General features: G+C 67.9%; 11 protein-coding genes. 8 read left to right on the top strand and 3 right to left on the bottom strand.

Annotated features, from left to right (window positions below; genetic code table 11):
- The first annotated feature begins 11 nt into the window (after positions 1–11).
- Together ACZ1J6_RS06710 and ACZ1J6_RS06705 are read left to right on the top strand one after the other, a co-directional pair.
- Positions 12–2,159 (top strand): methyl-accepting chemotaxis protein, encoded by a 2,148-nt coding sequence (locus ACZ1J6_RS06710; protein ID WP_465127171.1) that lies wholly within the window; start codon positions 12–14, stop codon positions 2,157–2,159.
- A 179-nt stretch (positions 2,160–2,338) separates the two neighbouring features.
- The gene (locus tag ACZ1J6_RS06705) at positions 2,339–3,253 is read left to right on the top strand and encodes an ROK family protein (protein ID WP_431567061.1); all 915 of its coding nucleotides are present in this window, start codon (positions 2,339–2,341) and stop codon (positions 3,251–3,253) included.
- A 34-nt stretch (positions 3,254–3,287) separates the two neighbouring features.
- Here ACZ1J6_RS06705 and ACZ1J6_RS06700 read toward each other — a convergent pair whose 3' ends face one another.
- Together ACZ1J6_RS06700 and ACZ1J6_RS06695 are read right to left on the bottom strand one after the other, a co-directional pair.
- Positions 3,288–3,917: a LysE family translocator gene (locus ACZ1J6_RS06700; RefSeq protein WP_132269285.1), complete on the bottom strand. Its 630-nt coding sequence runs from the start codon at positions 3,915–3,917 to the stop codon at positions 3,288–3,290.
- A 215-nt stretch (positions 3,918–4,132) separates the two neighbouring features.
- On the bottom strand, positions 4,133–4,906 hold the full coding sequence (locus tag ACZ1J6_RS06695) for a class I SAM-dependent methyltransferase (protein ID WP_431567062.1): 774 nt from the start codon (positions 4,904–4,906) through the stop codon (positions 4,133–4,135).
- An 80-nt stretch (positions 4,907–4,986) separates the two neighbouring features.
- On the opposite strand from ACZ1J6_RS06695, the gene ACZ1J6_RS06690 reads away from it, so the two are divergent.
- The 4 genes from ACZ1J6_RS06690 to ACZ1J6_RS06675 all read left to right on the top strand — a co-directional run bounded on the left by ACZ1J6_RS06690 (position 4,987) and on the right by ACZ1J6_RS06675 (position 11,819).
- Positions 4,987–5,769, top strand: a complete 783-nt coding sequence (locus tag ACZ1J6_RS06690; protein WP_431567063.1) for a helix-turn-helix transcriptional regulator — start codon at positions 4,987–4,989, stop codon at positions 5,767–5,769.
- 261 nt (positions 5,770–6,030) lie between these two features.
- Positions 6,031–9,228: an efflux RND transporter permease subunit gene (locus ACZ1J6_RS06685; RefSeq protein ID WP_132269291.1), complete on the top strand. Its 3,198-nt coding sequence runs from the start codon at positions 6,031–6,033 to the stop codon at positions 9,226–9,228.
- The gene (locus ACZ1J6_RS06680) at positions 9,221–10,426 is read left to right on the top strand and encodes an efflux RND transporter periplasmic adaptor subunit (RefSeq protein WP_465127170.1); all 1,206 of its coding nucleotides are present in this window, start codon (positions 9,221–9,223) and stop codon (positions 10,424–10,426) included. The genes ACZ1J6_RS06685 and ACZ1J6_RS06680 overlap by 8 nt, the downstream gene beginning before the upstream one ends.
- Entirely contained in the window at positions 10,416–11,819 is a 1,404-nt protein-coding gene (locus tag ACZ1J6_RS06675) for an efflux transporter outer membrane subunit (protein ID WP_132269294.1), read from the top strand. Before ACZ1J6_RS06680 ends, ACZ1J6_RS06675 begins: the two co-directional genes overlap by 11 nt.
- A 77-nt stretch (positions 11,820–11,896) precedes the next feature.
- Here ACZ1J6_RS06675 and ACZ1J6_RS06670 read toward each other — a convergent pair whose 3' ends face one another.
- Positions 11,897–13,126, bottom strand: coding sequence for a glycosyl transferase (locus ACZ1J6_RS06670; protein WP_465127169.1), 1,230 nt, complete (start codon positions 13,124–13,126; stop codon positions 11,897–11,899).
- 147 nt (positions 13,127–13,273) lie between these two features.
- Between ACZ1J6_RS06670 and ACZ1J6_RS06665 the strand changes: the two genes are divergently transcribed.
- The gene (locus tag ACZ1J6_RS06665; protein WP_132269296.1) at positions 13,274–13,951 is read left to right on the top strand and encodes a response regulator transcription factor; all 678 of its coding nucleotides are present in this window, start codon (positions 13,274–13,276) and stop codon (positions 13,949–13,951) included.
- Between the two features lie 29 nt (positions 13,952–13,980).
- Positions 13,981–15,360, top strand: a complete 1,380-nt coding sequence (locus ACZ1J6_RS06660) for a sensor histidine kinase (RefSeq protein ID WP_431567066.1) — start codon at positions 13,981–13,983, stop codon at positions 15,358–15,360.
- Positions 15,361–15,517 lie beyond the last annotated feature (157 nt).

The raw sequence follows: 15,517 nt of genomic DNA, 5'->3' as shown, positions 1-15,517 counted from the left end.
GGAGCTGGAAAATGAGAGACGTTTTCAACCGCATGCATATAGCGGGCAAGCTGATGACGGTCGCCGGACTGGCCATCGCCGTGCTGCTGCTGCTGGGCTTCACCGCCGTGGTGGTGGAGACCGGCTCGGCCGTGGGTGCCTTGTCGGACCAGTCCGCCGTGGCGCAGGCCGATGCCGAGGGCAATCGGGTAGAGACCGAAGTCGCGACTTTCGCGGGAACCGCCCGCGCGCTGGCCTCGACCTTGGGTGACATGCACGCGCGCGGCACGCGCGATCGCGGCCTGGCGGTGAGCGTGCTGAAGACCGACCTGCTCAAGTCCAAGGTCGCCCAGGGCAGCTGGGCCATGATCGCGCCGGACCAGTGGGACGGCGGCGACGCCGGCAAGGGCGGCCAGCCCGGATCGGGCAGCAATGGCAGCTTCAGCCCTTATTGGGTCAAGGCTGCCGGCGTGCTGACGATGTCTCCGAACAACGAGGCGGATGCTTATGAAAAGCCTTATTTCCGCAAGTCCTTCGAAAGCGGCGCGGGCGCCATCGTCGACCCCTATTCCTATGACGTGAACGGCACGACGATGCTGATGACGTCGATCACTTATCCGGTCCGCTCGGGCGAGCGCGTGATCGGCGTCGTCGGTGTCGACATGGACCTCGGCGGCGTGTCCGAGCGCCTGTCCAAGCTCAAGCCGTTCGGCACGGGCCGGGTCATGCTCCTTTCCGCCTCGGCAACCTGGGTCGCCAATCCCGATTCCTCCAAGCTCAGCAAGCCTTACGAAGGCGCGGGCCTTGACGAAGTGAAGGCCGCGCTCACCAGCGGCCAGGTGCAAGTCGTGTCCGATATCGACGTCGACGGCGTGGCCACCCGCCGCGTGGTCCGACCGATCGCGTTCGAAGGCCTGAACACCACCTGGGCGCTGGTTCTGGACGTTCCCGAGGCGACGATTGCCGCGCCTGCACGCAGCATGGCCTGGCAGCTGGTGATCGGTGGCCTGGTGATCGTTGCGGCGGTGCTGGCCACGCTGTTCTATGCGGCCGGCGGCATCATCGGCCGTCCCATGGCCAAGCTTTCGGGCGCGGTGGACCGTCTGGCCAAGGGCGAGCACTGCGCCATTCCCGAACTGGGCCGCGAGGACGAGATCGGCACCATGGCCCGCGCCGCCGACGTGTTCCGCCAGGCCGCGGCCGACCGCGCGGAAGCCGACCGCCGCTCGGCCGAGGAGCAGAAGATCGTCACCAGCGCCGTGGGCGACGGGCTCGACGCACTGCGCCAGGGTGACCTCACGCGCGACATCACCGAAGCCTTCCCGGCCGGCTATGCCGCGCTGAAGGACAACTTCAACGCCGCCCTGGCCGAACTGCGCCGCATGATCGGTGCGGTCGCGGGCAGCGCCAGCGGCATCCAGACCGGCTCGGCGGAAATCGCCCAGGCTTCCGAGGATCTCGCCCGCCGCACCGAGGCCAATGCCGCCAGCCTGGAGGAAACGTCCGCCGCGCTGGTGCAGATCGACCAGCGCCTCAAGGCCTCGGCTTCGGCCTCGACCCGGACGGTGCGCCGTGCCGACGAGGCACTCTCCACGGTCTCGGGCGGACGTGCCGTGGCCGGTGAGGCGGTGGCGGCGATGGACCGCGTCAGCCAGAGCGCCAAGGGCATCGATTCGGTGATCGAGGGCGTCGACAAGATCGCCTTCCAGACCCGCGTGCTGGCCATGAATGCCGCTGTCGAGGCGGGCCGGGCCGGCGATGCCGGGCGCGGCTTCGCGGTCGTGGCCGATCTCGTCTCGGCGCTGGCCATGCGCTCGGAAGAGGAAGCCAAGCGTGCCCGCGAGCAGTTGACCGCCACCCAGACCGACATCGGCACCGCGGTCGATGCCGTCCAGCGCGTCGATGGCGCCTTCGAGACGATCTCGGAAGGCGTGGGCGAGGTCCATGCCCTGCTCGGCCAGATGGCGCAGGACAACCAGGCGCAGTCCACCGCGATCACCCAGATCAGCGTGGCGGTCTCGACGATGGACCATTCGACGCAGCAGAACGCGGCGATGGTGGAGGAAACTTCCGCCGCCGCCCGCAATCTCACCACCGAGGCCGGATCGCTCAACGACCAGGCCGCCCGCTTCGATACCGGCGCACGCAGGCAGGAGTTCCGTCTCTCCTCCGTGGCCTGACGTCTCCAACGCTCCTTTCTGCGCCCGCGAGTCCAGCCGGATCCGCGGGCGCAGCTTTATCGGCGGTCAAGACGGTTGCAGCCTGCCCATCGGCAATGGCACAGGCGAAATGGAGAAGATGAAGCGGCGCGGGACATTGCTGTTCCCGTCCGTGTCGAAACTGCAGGATGATCCAGCGCATGACGATCCATGGAGCGATAGAGGCCGGCGGCACCAAGTTCGTCTGCGCCGTGGGCGCCGCCGAAACGGGCTCGCTCCGCACGGCCACGATTGCCACGCGCGATCCCGACAGCACTTTCGCCGAAGTGGCGGCCTTCTTCGAGGATGCCGCCGATCTGGGCCCGGTTTCGGGGATCGGCATCGCCAGCTTCGGGCCCGTGGGCGTCGATCCGGCCTCGCCCGATTACGGCAGGATCCTGGCGACTCCCAAGCCGGGCTGGGAAGGGACCGACCTGCTCGCCCGCGTCCGCGCATTCCGCGATGTCCCGCTTGCCATCGACACTGACGTCAATGCCGCGGCATTGGCCGAAGTCGAAGCGGTGGGCGGTGACTTGCGCCAGCTTGCCTATGTCACGGTCGGCACCGGGATCGGCGTCGGACTGGTCAGCGAGGGCAGGGCGGTCCACGGCATCGGCCATCCCGAGGCCGGCCATATCCTGGTCCGCCGCCATCCCGCGCATGGGAATTTCGCCGGAACCTGCCCCTTCCATGGCGACTGCCTGGAAGGCCTTGCCGCCGGACCCGCCGTCAGCGCGGCATGGGGCTCTCCCGCTTCGGAGCTGCCGGCCGATCATCCCTTCTGGGCGGTGGAAGCCGACTATCTTGCGCAGCTCTGCATGACGCTGTTCCTGACGATGGCGCCGGAGCGCATCGTCATGGGCGGCGGGGTGATGAAGCAGGAGCGGCTGCTGCCGCTGATCCGGGCGCGAACCGCCGAACTGCTGGACGGCTATGTGCAGGGCGCGCGCGACATGGCGGCGATGGAGCAGCGGATCGTCGGCCCCGCCTGCCGCGAGCCCTCGGGCCTTGTCGGCGCTTTCCTGCTGGCGGAACGGGCCGCGCGCCACCATGCCGGCACGGCCAGCCGCGCTTGAAGCCAGCCGCGCTTGAAGCTTGGCGAGCTGCGCCTCAGGCCGTGCGGGAGGTAAGCAGCGCCGCTCCGAAGCCGACGAAGATCGATCCGGTGACGCGGTTGAACAGCCGCTTCACCGAAGGCTTGCGCAAATGGGTGGAAAGCGATCCGCCCGCCAGCGCGTAAGTGCAGTACCAGAGCATTTCGATCACCGCGAACGTACCGACGAGCAGGGCGAACTGCGGCGCCTTGGGCTCGGCGGGATTGATGAACTGGGGGAAGAAGGCCGCCGCGAACAGCAACAGCTTGGGGTTGCTGATGGCGATCGTGAAGCCGCCGCGGAACAGTGCGGCGGGCGAACTGCGGCGGGTCAGCCCTTCGTCGACCACGGTTTCGGCAGAGACTTTCGCACGCCAGGACTTGATGCCGAGATAGACGAGGTAGGCGACGCCAAAGTAGCGCAGCACTTCGAAGGCACCGGGGATCGCCTTGAGCAGGGCGGTCAGGCCCGCGGCCGAGGCGGCCAGGACCAGCGTGATGGCCAGCATGCAGCCCGCCATGGCCGCCATGCTGCGGCGGAAGCCGAATTCCACGCTTCGCGTCATGACGTGAAGCATGTTCGGTCCGGGCGTGCCGGAAAGTAGGAAAACGGCGAAGGCGTAAAGCCACCATGTCTGGAATGTCATAATTCGTCTCTGCAGGTTTGTCCGTTTCGCGTAGGCCCAGGGGCGGGGGATCGCAATGGTCTTGGTGATCCGCGCCTGCGCCCTTGCCGCGTATCGGCGGCGCGGACTTCGCGCTGGCGGCCCGACGGATTGGCGATGCGGGGCACTGCGTTCGACGACCGGCTGGAGCCGCCTCCGTGCACGAACGCCGGTTCGCGCGCGGAGGCTTCGGCGGCTCAGACCGCTTCGATCAGGAGCGTGTCGATGGTGAAGGAACCGTCAGGTTCGATCTCGAAGTGCGCCCATACCTCGCTGCTCGCGGCCAACTGGAGCGCGCGGATGGCGGCGATCTGGGCGGGCGGGGTCTGCATGCGGCCGGTCCAGTCGGCGAAGTCCATACGCAGGCGCGAGCTGGTCATCCGGGTGACGGCAAAGCCTGCGCCGCCCAGCATGGCCAGCCATTGCGCCGCGGAATAGTCGCGAACGTGCGAGAGATCGCGCAGCAGTTCGACTGCCTGGAGATGCGTGTCCGCCGCCGGATCGGCCGGTGCGACCACGTCCATGAATATGGCCGGGCTGTTCGGCGCGAGCACGCGGCGCGCCTCGCGCAGGCCCGCTTCCGCGCCGCGCCAGTGATGGGTCGAGAAACGGCAGGCGAGGAAATCGAAGGTGCCGTCGGCAAAAGGCAGCGCCTCGGCAGCAGCGGGCTGAACGGCGATATTGGCGAGGCCGCGGCGCTCCGCCTCGGCGGACACCACTTCCAGCATTCTCGGCGCCAGATCGCAGGCGGTCACTTTTCCGGCATGCGGTGCCATGGCGTACCCGGCATGACCGCCGCCTGCGCCGAGGTCCAGCGCGTGGGCGGGCCGCGCTTCTCGCGCCCGCTCGGCAATGCGGTCGAGATCGGCGCCGGCGGCGTGGACCTTGCTGGTGACGTAGGCGGCGGCCGTGGCGCCGAACTGGCGGTCCACCAGCGCATGCCGGCTGGGTTTGGTCTGGTCTTCAGTCATGGGTTTCTCCTTGCGAAGCCCCGATCGGCGCAACTATAGCCTGTTACAATGAACATTGTTATCCTGTTATAAAGGCTACCATGCGGAACGAGGAGCAAAGACGGCTGCTGGGCGCTTTCGTCCGCACCCGGCGCGAGAGCATGACGCCCGAGGGACACGACCGGCGCCGCCGCACGCCCGGGCTGCGGCGCGAGGAGCTTGCGGCCCGCGCGGCCATCGGCACCACCTGGGTAGCCTGGATCGAGCAGGGCCGCGACGTGCGTCCCTCGGCCGAAACACTGGCGCGGCTGGCCTCCGGGCTGAGCCTGTCGGCGGCGGAGCGCGACTATCTTTTCTCTCTCGCCGGGCGGCACGATCCGGTCGATCCCTTTGCCGATGCAGGGCAGGCGGCTCCCCCGGCCATCGCCGCCCTGGTGGGGGAGATCGCGTGGCCGTGCTATGCACTCGACCCGGCATGGACGCTCTGCGCCGCGAATCCGGCGGCGCGGCAGCTGTTCGTCGGGCTGTTCGAGGACGATCCCGCGCCGAACCTGCTGCGCTATGTCTTCACGCACCCGGCCGCACGCGCGCTTCTGCCCGACTGGAACGCCCGCGCCGGGCGCTTGCTCGCGGAGTTCCGGCGCGACTACAGCCACGGCCTGGCAGATCCGCGCGTGCAGGGCGTGGTCCAGTGGCTGCAGGAACAGAGCCCCGAGTTTCGGGAGTCGTGGAACGCGCAGACGGTGCTGGCGCGGGAGGGCGGAACGCGAAGTTTTCGCCACCCCGATCGGGGCTTACTGCATTTTACCCAGCATACGCTGGCGGACGTGGAGCGTGGCGATTTCCGGGTGGTCTTCCTGCAACCCGCGGAAACGCGCGGCTGAATCGCCTCGCCACTAGGTCGGCGGCGATACGGACCAGCAACAATCATGAAATCGATTCATGAGAGTATTCCGTTCAGCGCATTTTTCTATCGCCGAGAGGGTCGTTAGGGGCTTAACTATTCCAGCAGGATTTCCCGTCCGTTTCCGCTGCCCCGGCAGAGGAGGGTCGCAGCGGCGGGGACTCAACCAAAAAATGATTCGGAGAGGAATTCGCCTGTCCGGTGCGCGTGTCCGCGTGCCGGGCGGCCTATGGAGTTCTCGATGCTAGGTATCGTCAAGACCGCGCTGCACCGCCCCCTGACATTCATCGTCATGGCCATCATCATCGCCATCGGCGGCTTGCTGGCGGCCTTCCGCACGCCGGTCGACATCTTTCCCGAAATCAAGGTGCCGGTCATCGCGGTGGCCTGGACCTATTCGGGTCTCGCCCCGCAGGACATGACGGATCGCATCATCACGCCATACGAGCGCGTGCTGACGACGACCGTCAACGATATCGAGCATATCGAGAGCCAGTCGTTCCAGGGCATGGGGATCGTCAAGATCTACTTCCAGCCCGGCGCCGACATCCGCACCGCCACGGCGCAGGTCACCTCGGTTTCGCAGACGGTGCTGCGCCAGATGCCGCCCGGCATCACGCCGCCGCTGATCCTGAACTACAGCGCCTCTACCGTGCCGATCCTCCAGCTGGCATTGTCCGGCGAGGGGATGACCGAGCAGCAGCTCTTCGACATCGGCCAGAACCAGATCCGCACCGGCCTCGTCACCATTCCGGGCCTGGCCATGCCGTTCCCCTCGGGCGGCCGCCAGCGCCAGGTCCAGATCGACCTCGATCCGCAGGCGCTCCAGTCCAAGGGCCTTTCCGCGGTCGACGTGGGCAATGCCATTGCCGCGCAGAACCAGATCAACCCGGCGGGCTTCGTCAAGATCGGCGCCACCCAGTATTCGGTTCGCCTGAACAACACCCCGGATTCGATCGCGGCGCTCAATGACCTGCCGGTCAAGGTCGTGAACGGCGCCACCATCTACATGCGCGACGTGGCCTTCGTGCGCGACGGCAGCGCCCAGCAGCAGAACGTCGTCCATGTGGAAGGCCGTCGCTCGGCCCTGCTGACCGTGCTCAAGAACGGCGCCACCTCCACTCTTTCGATCGTCGACGGCGTGAAGTCGGCCCTGCCCAAGATCGCCGAGACCCTGCCGGACAATCTCAAGATCCTGCCGGTGGGCGACCAGTCGCTCTTCGTGAAGGCCGCGGTCAACGGCGTGATCCACGAAGGCGCCATTGCCGCCGCGCTGACCTCGCTGATGATCCTGCTGTTCCTGGGCTCCTGGCGCTCGACGGTCATCATCGCGCTGTCGATCCCGCTGGCGGTGCTGGCCGCGATCGCCATGCTGGCGGTCTTCGGGCAGACCCTCAACGTGATGACGCTGGGCGGATTGGCGCTGGCGGTCGGCATCCTCGTCGACGACGCGACCGTGACCATCGAGAACATCAACTGGCACCTCGAACAGGGCAAGGGCGTGATGGAGGCGATCCTCGACGGCGCCGCCCAGATCGTCACCCCGGCCTTCGTCTCGCTGCTCTGCATCTGCATCGTCTTCGTGCCGATGTTCTTCCTGCCGGGCGTCGCAGGCTACCTCTTCGTGCCGATGGCGCTTTCGGTGGTCTTCGCGATGATCGCCTCGTTCATCCTGTCGCGCACCCTGGTGCCGACCATGGCGATGTACCTGTTGAAGCCGCACGCCCCGCATGGCGAGAATTCGCACAATGCCGGCGCGCCGGATTCGCGCAATCCGCTGGTCCGTTTCCAGCGCGGTTTCGAAGCCCGCTTCGAGAAGCTGCGCGACGGCTATCTCGGCCTGCTGCACCGGGCGCTTCAGGGGCAGCGGACTTTCATGATCGGCTTCCTGGCGGTCGTCGTCATCTCGTTCGGACTGATGCCGTTCCTGGGTAGCAACTTCTTCCCCACCGTCGATTCCGGCCAGATCGCCATGCACGTCCGCGTGCCGGTCGGCACCCGCATCGACGAGACGGCGCTGCGCTTCGAACGCATCGGCGCGCAAGTGCGGCAGATGATCCCCGCGGCCGAAGTGGCCTCGATCACCGACAATATCGGCCTGCCGGTCAGCTCCATCAACACCGTCTACAACAACAGCGGCACCATCGGTCCGCAGGACGGCGACATGCTGATCACGCTGAACAAGGGCCATGCCCCGACCGACGGCTATGTCGAGCGGCTGCGCCGCGAACTGCCGCGCGCGTTCCCCGGCACCCAGTTCTCGTTCCTGCCCGCCGACATCACCAGCCAGATCCTGAACTTCGGTTCGCCTTCGCCGATCGACGTGCAGATCGCCGGCAAGGATCTGGCCGCCTCGCGCGTCTATGCGCGCAAGCTCATGGCCAAGCTGACGCGCATCCCCGGCCTTGCCGACATGCGCCTCCAGCAGCCGGCGAACTCGCCGCAACTCGACGTCGACGTCGATCGCGCCCGCGCCGGTCAATATGGCCTCACCGAAAAGGACGTGACCACCAGCCTCGGCAACTCGCTGGCAGGAACCTCGCAGACCGCGCCGGTGTTCTTCGTGAATCCCGACAACGGCGTGCAATATGCCGTGGTGGCGCAGGCGCCGGAATATGCGGTGGATTCCATGAGCAAGCTGTCGAACCTGCCGGTTTCAGGGGCCGCCGCCGGTACCCGCCCGCAGCCGCTTGGCGCGCTGGCCACGCTGACCCGCTCGACCACGGCCCCGGTCGTCTCGCACTACAACATCGCGCCGGTGATCGACATCTACGGCACGCCGCAGGGCCGTGACCTCGGCGCCGTGGCAGGCGACGTGCAGCGCGCGATCGACTCGCTCAAGGCCGAGGCGCCCAAGGGCTCGACGATCACCATCCGCGGCCAGTACCAGACGATGAACACCGCCTTCTCCGGCCTCGGCTGGGGGCTGCTGGCGGCGGTCGTGCTGATCTACCTGCTGATCGTGGTCAACTTCCAGTCCTGGCTCGATCCCTTCGTCATCATCACCGCGCTGCCAGCCGCCCTGGCAGGGATCGTGTGGATGCTGTTCGCGACCGGAACCACGCTGTCGGTCCCGGCCCTGACAGGCGCGATCATGTGCATGGGCGTGGCCACGGCCAACTCGATCCTGGTCGTCAGCTTCGCGCGCGAGAAGCTCGCGGAAAGCGGCGACGCGGTGAAGGCGGCCATGGAGGCGGGCCTCGTCCGCTTCCGTCCGGTGCTCATGACCGCGCTGGCGATGATCATCGGCATGGGCCCCATGGCACTCGGCCTTGGCGAGGGCGGCGAGCAGAACGCTCCGCTCGGCCGCGCCGTCGTCGGCGGCCTGATCTGCGCCACTATCGCAACCCTTCTTTTCGTTCCCACCGTCTTCGCCTTCGTCCACGGCCGTCGCCGCGAGAAGGCCGCCCCCCAGGAAGTGCAGGCCGCCCATGCATGATTCGACCTCTGAACCTGCTCCCCAGTCCACCGGACCGGAGAGCCGCACCCTCAAGCGCGTCGGAATCGGCGCCGCGGTGATCGCGCTGGCAGTGGTCGGCGCGGGCATCGCCAGCCGCCTGAGCGCCACGCGCGATCTGGAAGTCGTGGCCGAAGACGCGGCGGTGCCCACCGTCGCGGTCGTCTCTCCGGCCGGCGCGGCCGATGCCGGCGGCCTTGCGCTGCCCGGCACCGCGCAGGCCTTCAACAGCGCGGCGATCTATGCCCGCACCAACGGCTACGTGCGCAGCTGGCAGGCCGACATCGGCGACAAGGTGGGGGCCGGACAGACCCTGGCCGTGCTCGACGCACCGGAAGTGGACCAGCAGCTGGCGCAGGCCAAGGCCGACTATCAGACCGCGCTGGCCAACCAGCGCCTTGCCGCCACGACGTCGAAGCGCTGGAGCGCCATGCTCAAGCAGGACGCGGTCTCGCAGCAGGAAGTGGACGAGAAGGCGGGCGATCTCGCCGCCAAGACCGCGCTTGCCAATGCCGCGCTCGCCAGCGTGCGCGAGCTTGAGGCCACGCGCGGCTTCACCCGGCTCTCCGCGCCGTTCGCAGGTATCGTGACCAGCCGTTCGGCGCAGATCGGCGCGCTTGTCGTGGCCGGCAATGCCGCTGCGCAGCCGCTGTTCACCGTGTCCGACGTCCACCGCATGCGCGTCTATGTCCGCGTGCCGCAGATATACTCGGCGCAAGTCAAGCAGGGCGTCGGCGTCGACCTGAGCTTGCCCGAATATCCGGGCCGCACGTTCCCCGGCACCGTCACCCGCAGCGCCGGGGCCGTCGATGCCCAGTCCGGCGCCGTGCTCGTGGAAGTGCAGGCGGACAACAGCGAAGGCGCGCTGAAGCCGGGCGCCTTCGTCCAGGCCCACTTCGACGTGGCAGGCGGCGTGCAGGGCCTGACCCTGCCGGGCAGCACGATCCTCTACACCGACAAGGGCCCGAGCGTGGCCATCGTCGGCGCCAACAACCGCGTGACGGTGCGCCCGGTCACCATCGCCCGCGATCTGGGCAAGACGGTGGTGGTCTCGGTCGGCGTCAAGCAGGGCGAGCGGGTGGTGGACAGCCCGCCGGATTCGATGCGCAGCGGGGACGCGGTGAAGATCCAGAAGCCTGCAGCCCCTGCCGATGCCAAGGGCGCGGCCCATGGCGGCTAGGTTCGGCGCAGCCGCTGCGCTGCTGCTTGCCGGGTGCTCGATGGCCGGGTGCTCCATGGCGCCCGACTATCATGCGCCGGAAACCGCTGCTCCGCCCGCTTTCCGCGAGGTTGCGGGCTGGTCGCAGGCCGCCCCGCGCGATGCCGAGGCCCGCGGTGACTGGTGGACGATGTTCGGCGATCCCACGCTGGACGATCTGGAAAAGCGCGCAGAGACCGCCAGCCCCACGCTGGCCGCCGCGCTCGCCCGCTACGACCAGGCCCGCGCCGCTGCCGGTGTCACCGCATCGGACCTTTATCCCACGGTCGGCGTCAGCGGCGAAGCCTCGCGCGATCGCGTCTCGGCGGGCCGGCCGCTGTCGACCGGCTCGGCACGAACCTACAACGACTATGTGGTCGGCGGCAGCCTGTCCTACGAACTCGATCTCTGGGGCCGGGTGCGCAATTCGGTGAAGGCAGCCGATGCGGAAGCGGTCGCTACCGGCGGGGATCTCGCCTCGGCGCGGCTCAGCCTGCAGGCTTCGGTGGCGGACGCCTATCTGCGTCTGCGCGGGCTGGATGCGCAGGCAGACCTGTTGAACCGCTCGGTGGAGGCGTTCGAAAGGGCGCTGAAGCTTACCGATACGCGCCATTCGGGCGGTATCGCCTCGGGCATCGACGTCAACCGCGCCCGCACTGTGCTCGGCAATGCCCGCGCCCAAGTCTCGGCCGTCGCCAACGAACGCGCGGCGACCGAGCATGAACTGGCCGCGCTGATCGGGCTGACGCCGGCCGAATTCTCCCTGCCGATGCGCAGCGAGCCGCTCGACGTGCCGGGCGTTTCCGTGGGCGTGCCGTCGGAGCTGCTCCAGCGCCGTCCTGACATCGCGGCGGCAGAGCGCCGGGTCTTTGCCGCCAATGCCCGTATCGGCGTGGCGAAAGCGGCATGGTTCCCGTCGATCGGCCTTGGCGCGGCAGGGGGCTGGCAGACGACGCATGGCGATCTGCTGAAGACGCCCAACACGTTCTGGTCGCTCGGCCCGGTCTCGGCATTGCTGACGCTGTTCGACGGCGGCGCGCGCAAGTCGCAGGTCAAGATGTCGCGTGCGGAGTACGAGGAAGTGGCGGCGAACTATCGCTCCACCGTGCTGGGCGCGTTCCAGGACGTGGAGGATGCGATCGCGGCCATGCATCACCTCGAAAACCAGGCCGGCGCGCAGAGCGAGGCGGCCCAGGCGGCCAAGCGCACCAGCGAGATCGCGCTCTCGCGCTACCGCGACGGCGCGGCGGACTATCTCGAAGTGGTGACGGCGCAGACCGACGCGCTGGACGCGCAGCGTTCGTGGATCAGCGTCCAGACGTCGCGAATGCGGGCCAATGTGGCTTATGTCCGCGCCATGGGCGGGATGAGCTAGGGCTCACACCGCTCGGACGACGAATGAAGTGCAAGGAAATGCGCCCGTGCCGGAAGGAGCGGGCGCATTTCCGCGTTTCAGGCCGCCGCGGGTTGCAGCCCGGCCGTGCGCGAGACGATATCCGCCGCAATGCGGATCGGATCCTCGCCGGCGATGAAGGGGGTGCCGTCGGGCTTCCAGTCGAGGCCGCCGATCGAATAGCGCATCCGTTCCTTCTGCCAGGCCACGTAGGCGCGGTGATCGGCGAAAGCCTGGTCGATCGCGGCGATCGGGTCGGCATCGGGCGTGACGACATCCCCGAAGTGCCACATGGCGTAGTCCTCGCAGTCCTGCCAGTCGGCGCCATGGGCATTGACGAAGAGGCACGCGCGCGGGCGGATCAGGAACTCGTAGACCTGGCTGCTGACATCGCCCAGGTAGAGATCCGCGCCGCAGGTATACGTCATGTCGTTGCAGCGCGGAGAGCCCAGGTCGACGATCACTTGCCCCGGCACGGCCAGCGCTTCCCATTCGCGGCGCTGGCGCGCGGACCAGCGCGCGGCCATGCGTACGTGCGGCGCGACGACCAGGTTGTAGCGGCCGTCCTTGACCACGGCCTCGATCAGTTTCCGGGCGAAAGCGTCGAAGGAATTGAGCTTCCTGGTGAAGTGCGGGTTGTAAAGGATCGTCTTGCGCCCGTTCGCGAACAGCGGCGCGCGGTCGATCCCCGTTCGCAGCATCGCGGCGAGCTTGATCGGGCCGGCGGCGGTGCAGCGTTCCGGGGTGACGAGACCGGCCTCCAGCAGGCGGTCGCGGTCCTTGGCGCCGGCCACGATGACGTGATCGAACAGCTCGAAGCGCTTCTCGAAACCGACGGCGCGGTCTCCGGCACCGTGGGGAATGTGCACGAGCGGCGGGCATTGCTTCCATAGCCGCGGCAGGATCGTCGAGGTTCGCTCGGCGCAGAGGATCAGTTCGGCATCGCGCAGCAGCGGCGACCAGTAGAGCAGGCGGGCCAGCTTGCGCGCGAAGCCCGGAACGATCGCGCCGAGTGCGGGCGGAAGGCGCATCTCCACCAGGGCCGGCAGCGGCAGCCCCATGCCGGCGGCAAGATCGCGCACTGCGCGGGCATCGGCGGCCTTGGGCACGAAGATCTTCACCGTGCCCGGATGGCGCCGCTCCAGTTCGCAGGCCACCGGGACGATATGAGGCAACTGATGCGCGCCGCCGATCGCCAGGACATGGATGAGGCCGGGCTTCGCGCCCCGCAGCGTGGTGGCGGGTGGCGGCATGGGAACGTGCGAGGGGGCTGCAATCAAAGCGGACATCCTGCCTCCATGCGCGATTTCCGTCGCGGGATGATTGCGGAAACATTTGGATTTGCCCATCTTGCCGCGCCGACCCCGCTCTCGACGGCGCGGCCTCGTGCCGGTACGAGCACGATTCCCGTCCTTAATCCCGCCCGGACACGAACAATGCAGATACTGCTGGTCGAAGACGATGAAAGCCTGGCCGCCCATGTCGCGGCAGGCCTTCGCGAGGCCGGGCATGTCGTGGAACACTGCGCGGATGGGCGCGAGGGCCTGGTCCAGGCGACTTGCGAGATCTACGACGTGATCGTGCTGGACCGCATGCTCCCTTCGCTCGACGGGCTCAAGCTGCTGGCGGCGCTGCGGGCGACGGAGAACGCCACGCCGGTGCTGATCGTCAGTGCGCTGGGCGATGTGGACGAGCGCGTGCGCGGCCTGCGCGCGGGCGGGGACGACTACATGGCCAAGCCCTTCGCCATGTCCGAACTGCTCGCCCGGGTCGAGAGCCTGGGCAGGCGCGGCGCGGCGGTTGCGGAGCCGAGCGACCATTTGCGGGTGGCGGACCTGGAGATCGACCTTGTCGCCCATGTCGTCTCGCGCGCCGGGCGCCGGATCAACCTGACCCTGCGGGAACTGCGAATCCTGGCCTATCTGGCGCGCAATGCCGGGCGGGTGGTGACGCGGTCCATGCTGCTGGAGAACGTCTGGGACTACAATTTCGACCCCCAGACCAATATCATCGACCAGCACATCTCGAAGCTGCGGCAGAAGATCGCGCGGGAGGACGAGGCGCCGCTGATCCATACGATCAGGGGCCTCGGCTATGTCATGCGCCCCGAATGACCGCGGCCTGATACCGGGATGATGCGGCCATGACCCGCCTTTTTCGCAGCCTGTCGTTCCGTCTGGCGCTGACCTATGCACTGCTGTTCAGCCTGTCCGTCGGCCTGCTGTTCGGCGCGGGGTACTGGTGGCGCGTGGTGCGGCCGATGGCGGACGTACGGGCCACGGTGGAGGCCGAGGCGGGCGAGGTGGCGCGGATCTATCGCAAGTCGGGGATCGCTGCGGCCCGCGCGGCGCTGGACCGGCGCGCGCATACCGCTGCGGCGCGCGTGCCCTTTCATGTGCTGGTCGCGCCCGATGGCGAGATCGTGGCCGCTAATCTGCCGAGCTGGCCGCCGCGGCCGGCGCGGGATCTTTCGGTGATCGAGGCGGACAAGTTCGTCGACGGGTTCGAGATCGACCATTCCGCTTTCGTCCGCGACCGGGCCATGCCGGACGGCGCGCGTGTGATCGTGGGGCGCGACGTGCAGGACATCGTCGATGACGAGGACCTGCTGCGCACCGGCGCTCTCTGGATGCTCTTCGGCTCGCTGGCGCTGGGCATAACCGGCGGCTGGCTGATGAGCCAGGCCATCGGCAAGCGGATCGAGGCGGTGGTGAACACCGCGCTCCAGGTGATGGAGGGGGACTTGTCCGGCCGTGTCCCGGTGCGCGGCACGCGCGACGATTTCGACCGGCTCTGCGCGACGCTCAACCTGATGCTGTCGCGGATCGAGACCCTGTTCGAGGCGGTGCGGCGCGTGTCCGACAATGTCGCGCACGAGTTGCGCACCCCGCTGGCGCGTCTGGCGGGCAAGCTGGAAGTGCTGGAACACGATCTTGGCGAGGATTTCAGAGGCGATCCCGCCGCGCGGCAGGCGGTGGCCGAAGCCATCGTCGAGGCCAACCGGCTGCGGGCGATCTTCGCAGCCCTGATCCGCATCTCGCGGCTGGAAGGCGGCCGGGCGACGGTGCATCTTCAGCGCACAGACGTCGTGCAACTGCTGGAAGACGTGGTGGAATTCTACCAGCCGGAGGCCGAGCGGCGCGCTATCGATCTGGTGCTCGACGCGCGGCGGCCGCTGGTGGCGGATCTCGATCTGGACATGGTGTTCCAGGCGATGTCCAACCTGCTCGACAATGCCCTGAAGCATGTGCCGGACGGCAGCCGCGTCGATGTGCGGGCCGGGCGGCAGGGCGCTGAGCTTCTGCTGGCCGTGGCGGACAACGGGCCGGGCCTGTCCCCGGCCGATCTTGCGCGGGTGACCGAGCCGTTCTACCGCGCCGAGGGTTCGGCGGGAATCCCCGGTGAAGGGCTTGGGCTCAGCATGGTCGCCGCGATCGCGCAAGTTCACGGGGCGAGGGTCGTCTTCAGCGACAATCGTCCGGGCCTGAGCGTGGTGCTGCGCTTTCCCGTCAGGCCATTATAGCATGCCGTTGCAGGGCCATCTTCCACCCGCCATTCGACGTTCTTGATGCCTTAAAAAAATATACGATATATAATCTGTTCATTTTCAGGCTAGCCAGATCGGTTTCGATATTACAGACCAAATGCAAACGACGAGAGCGAGCATGATGGCAAACAAG

It is taken from the genome of Novosphingobium sp. BL-S-21 (assembly GCF_055521655.1).
This window is presented reverse-complemented; position numbering and strand designations above follow the sequence as displayed.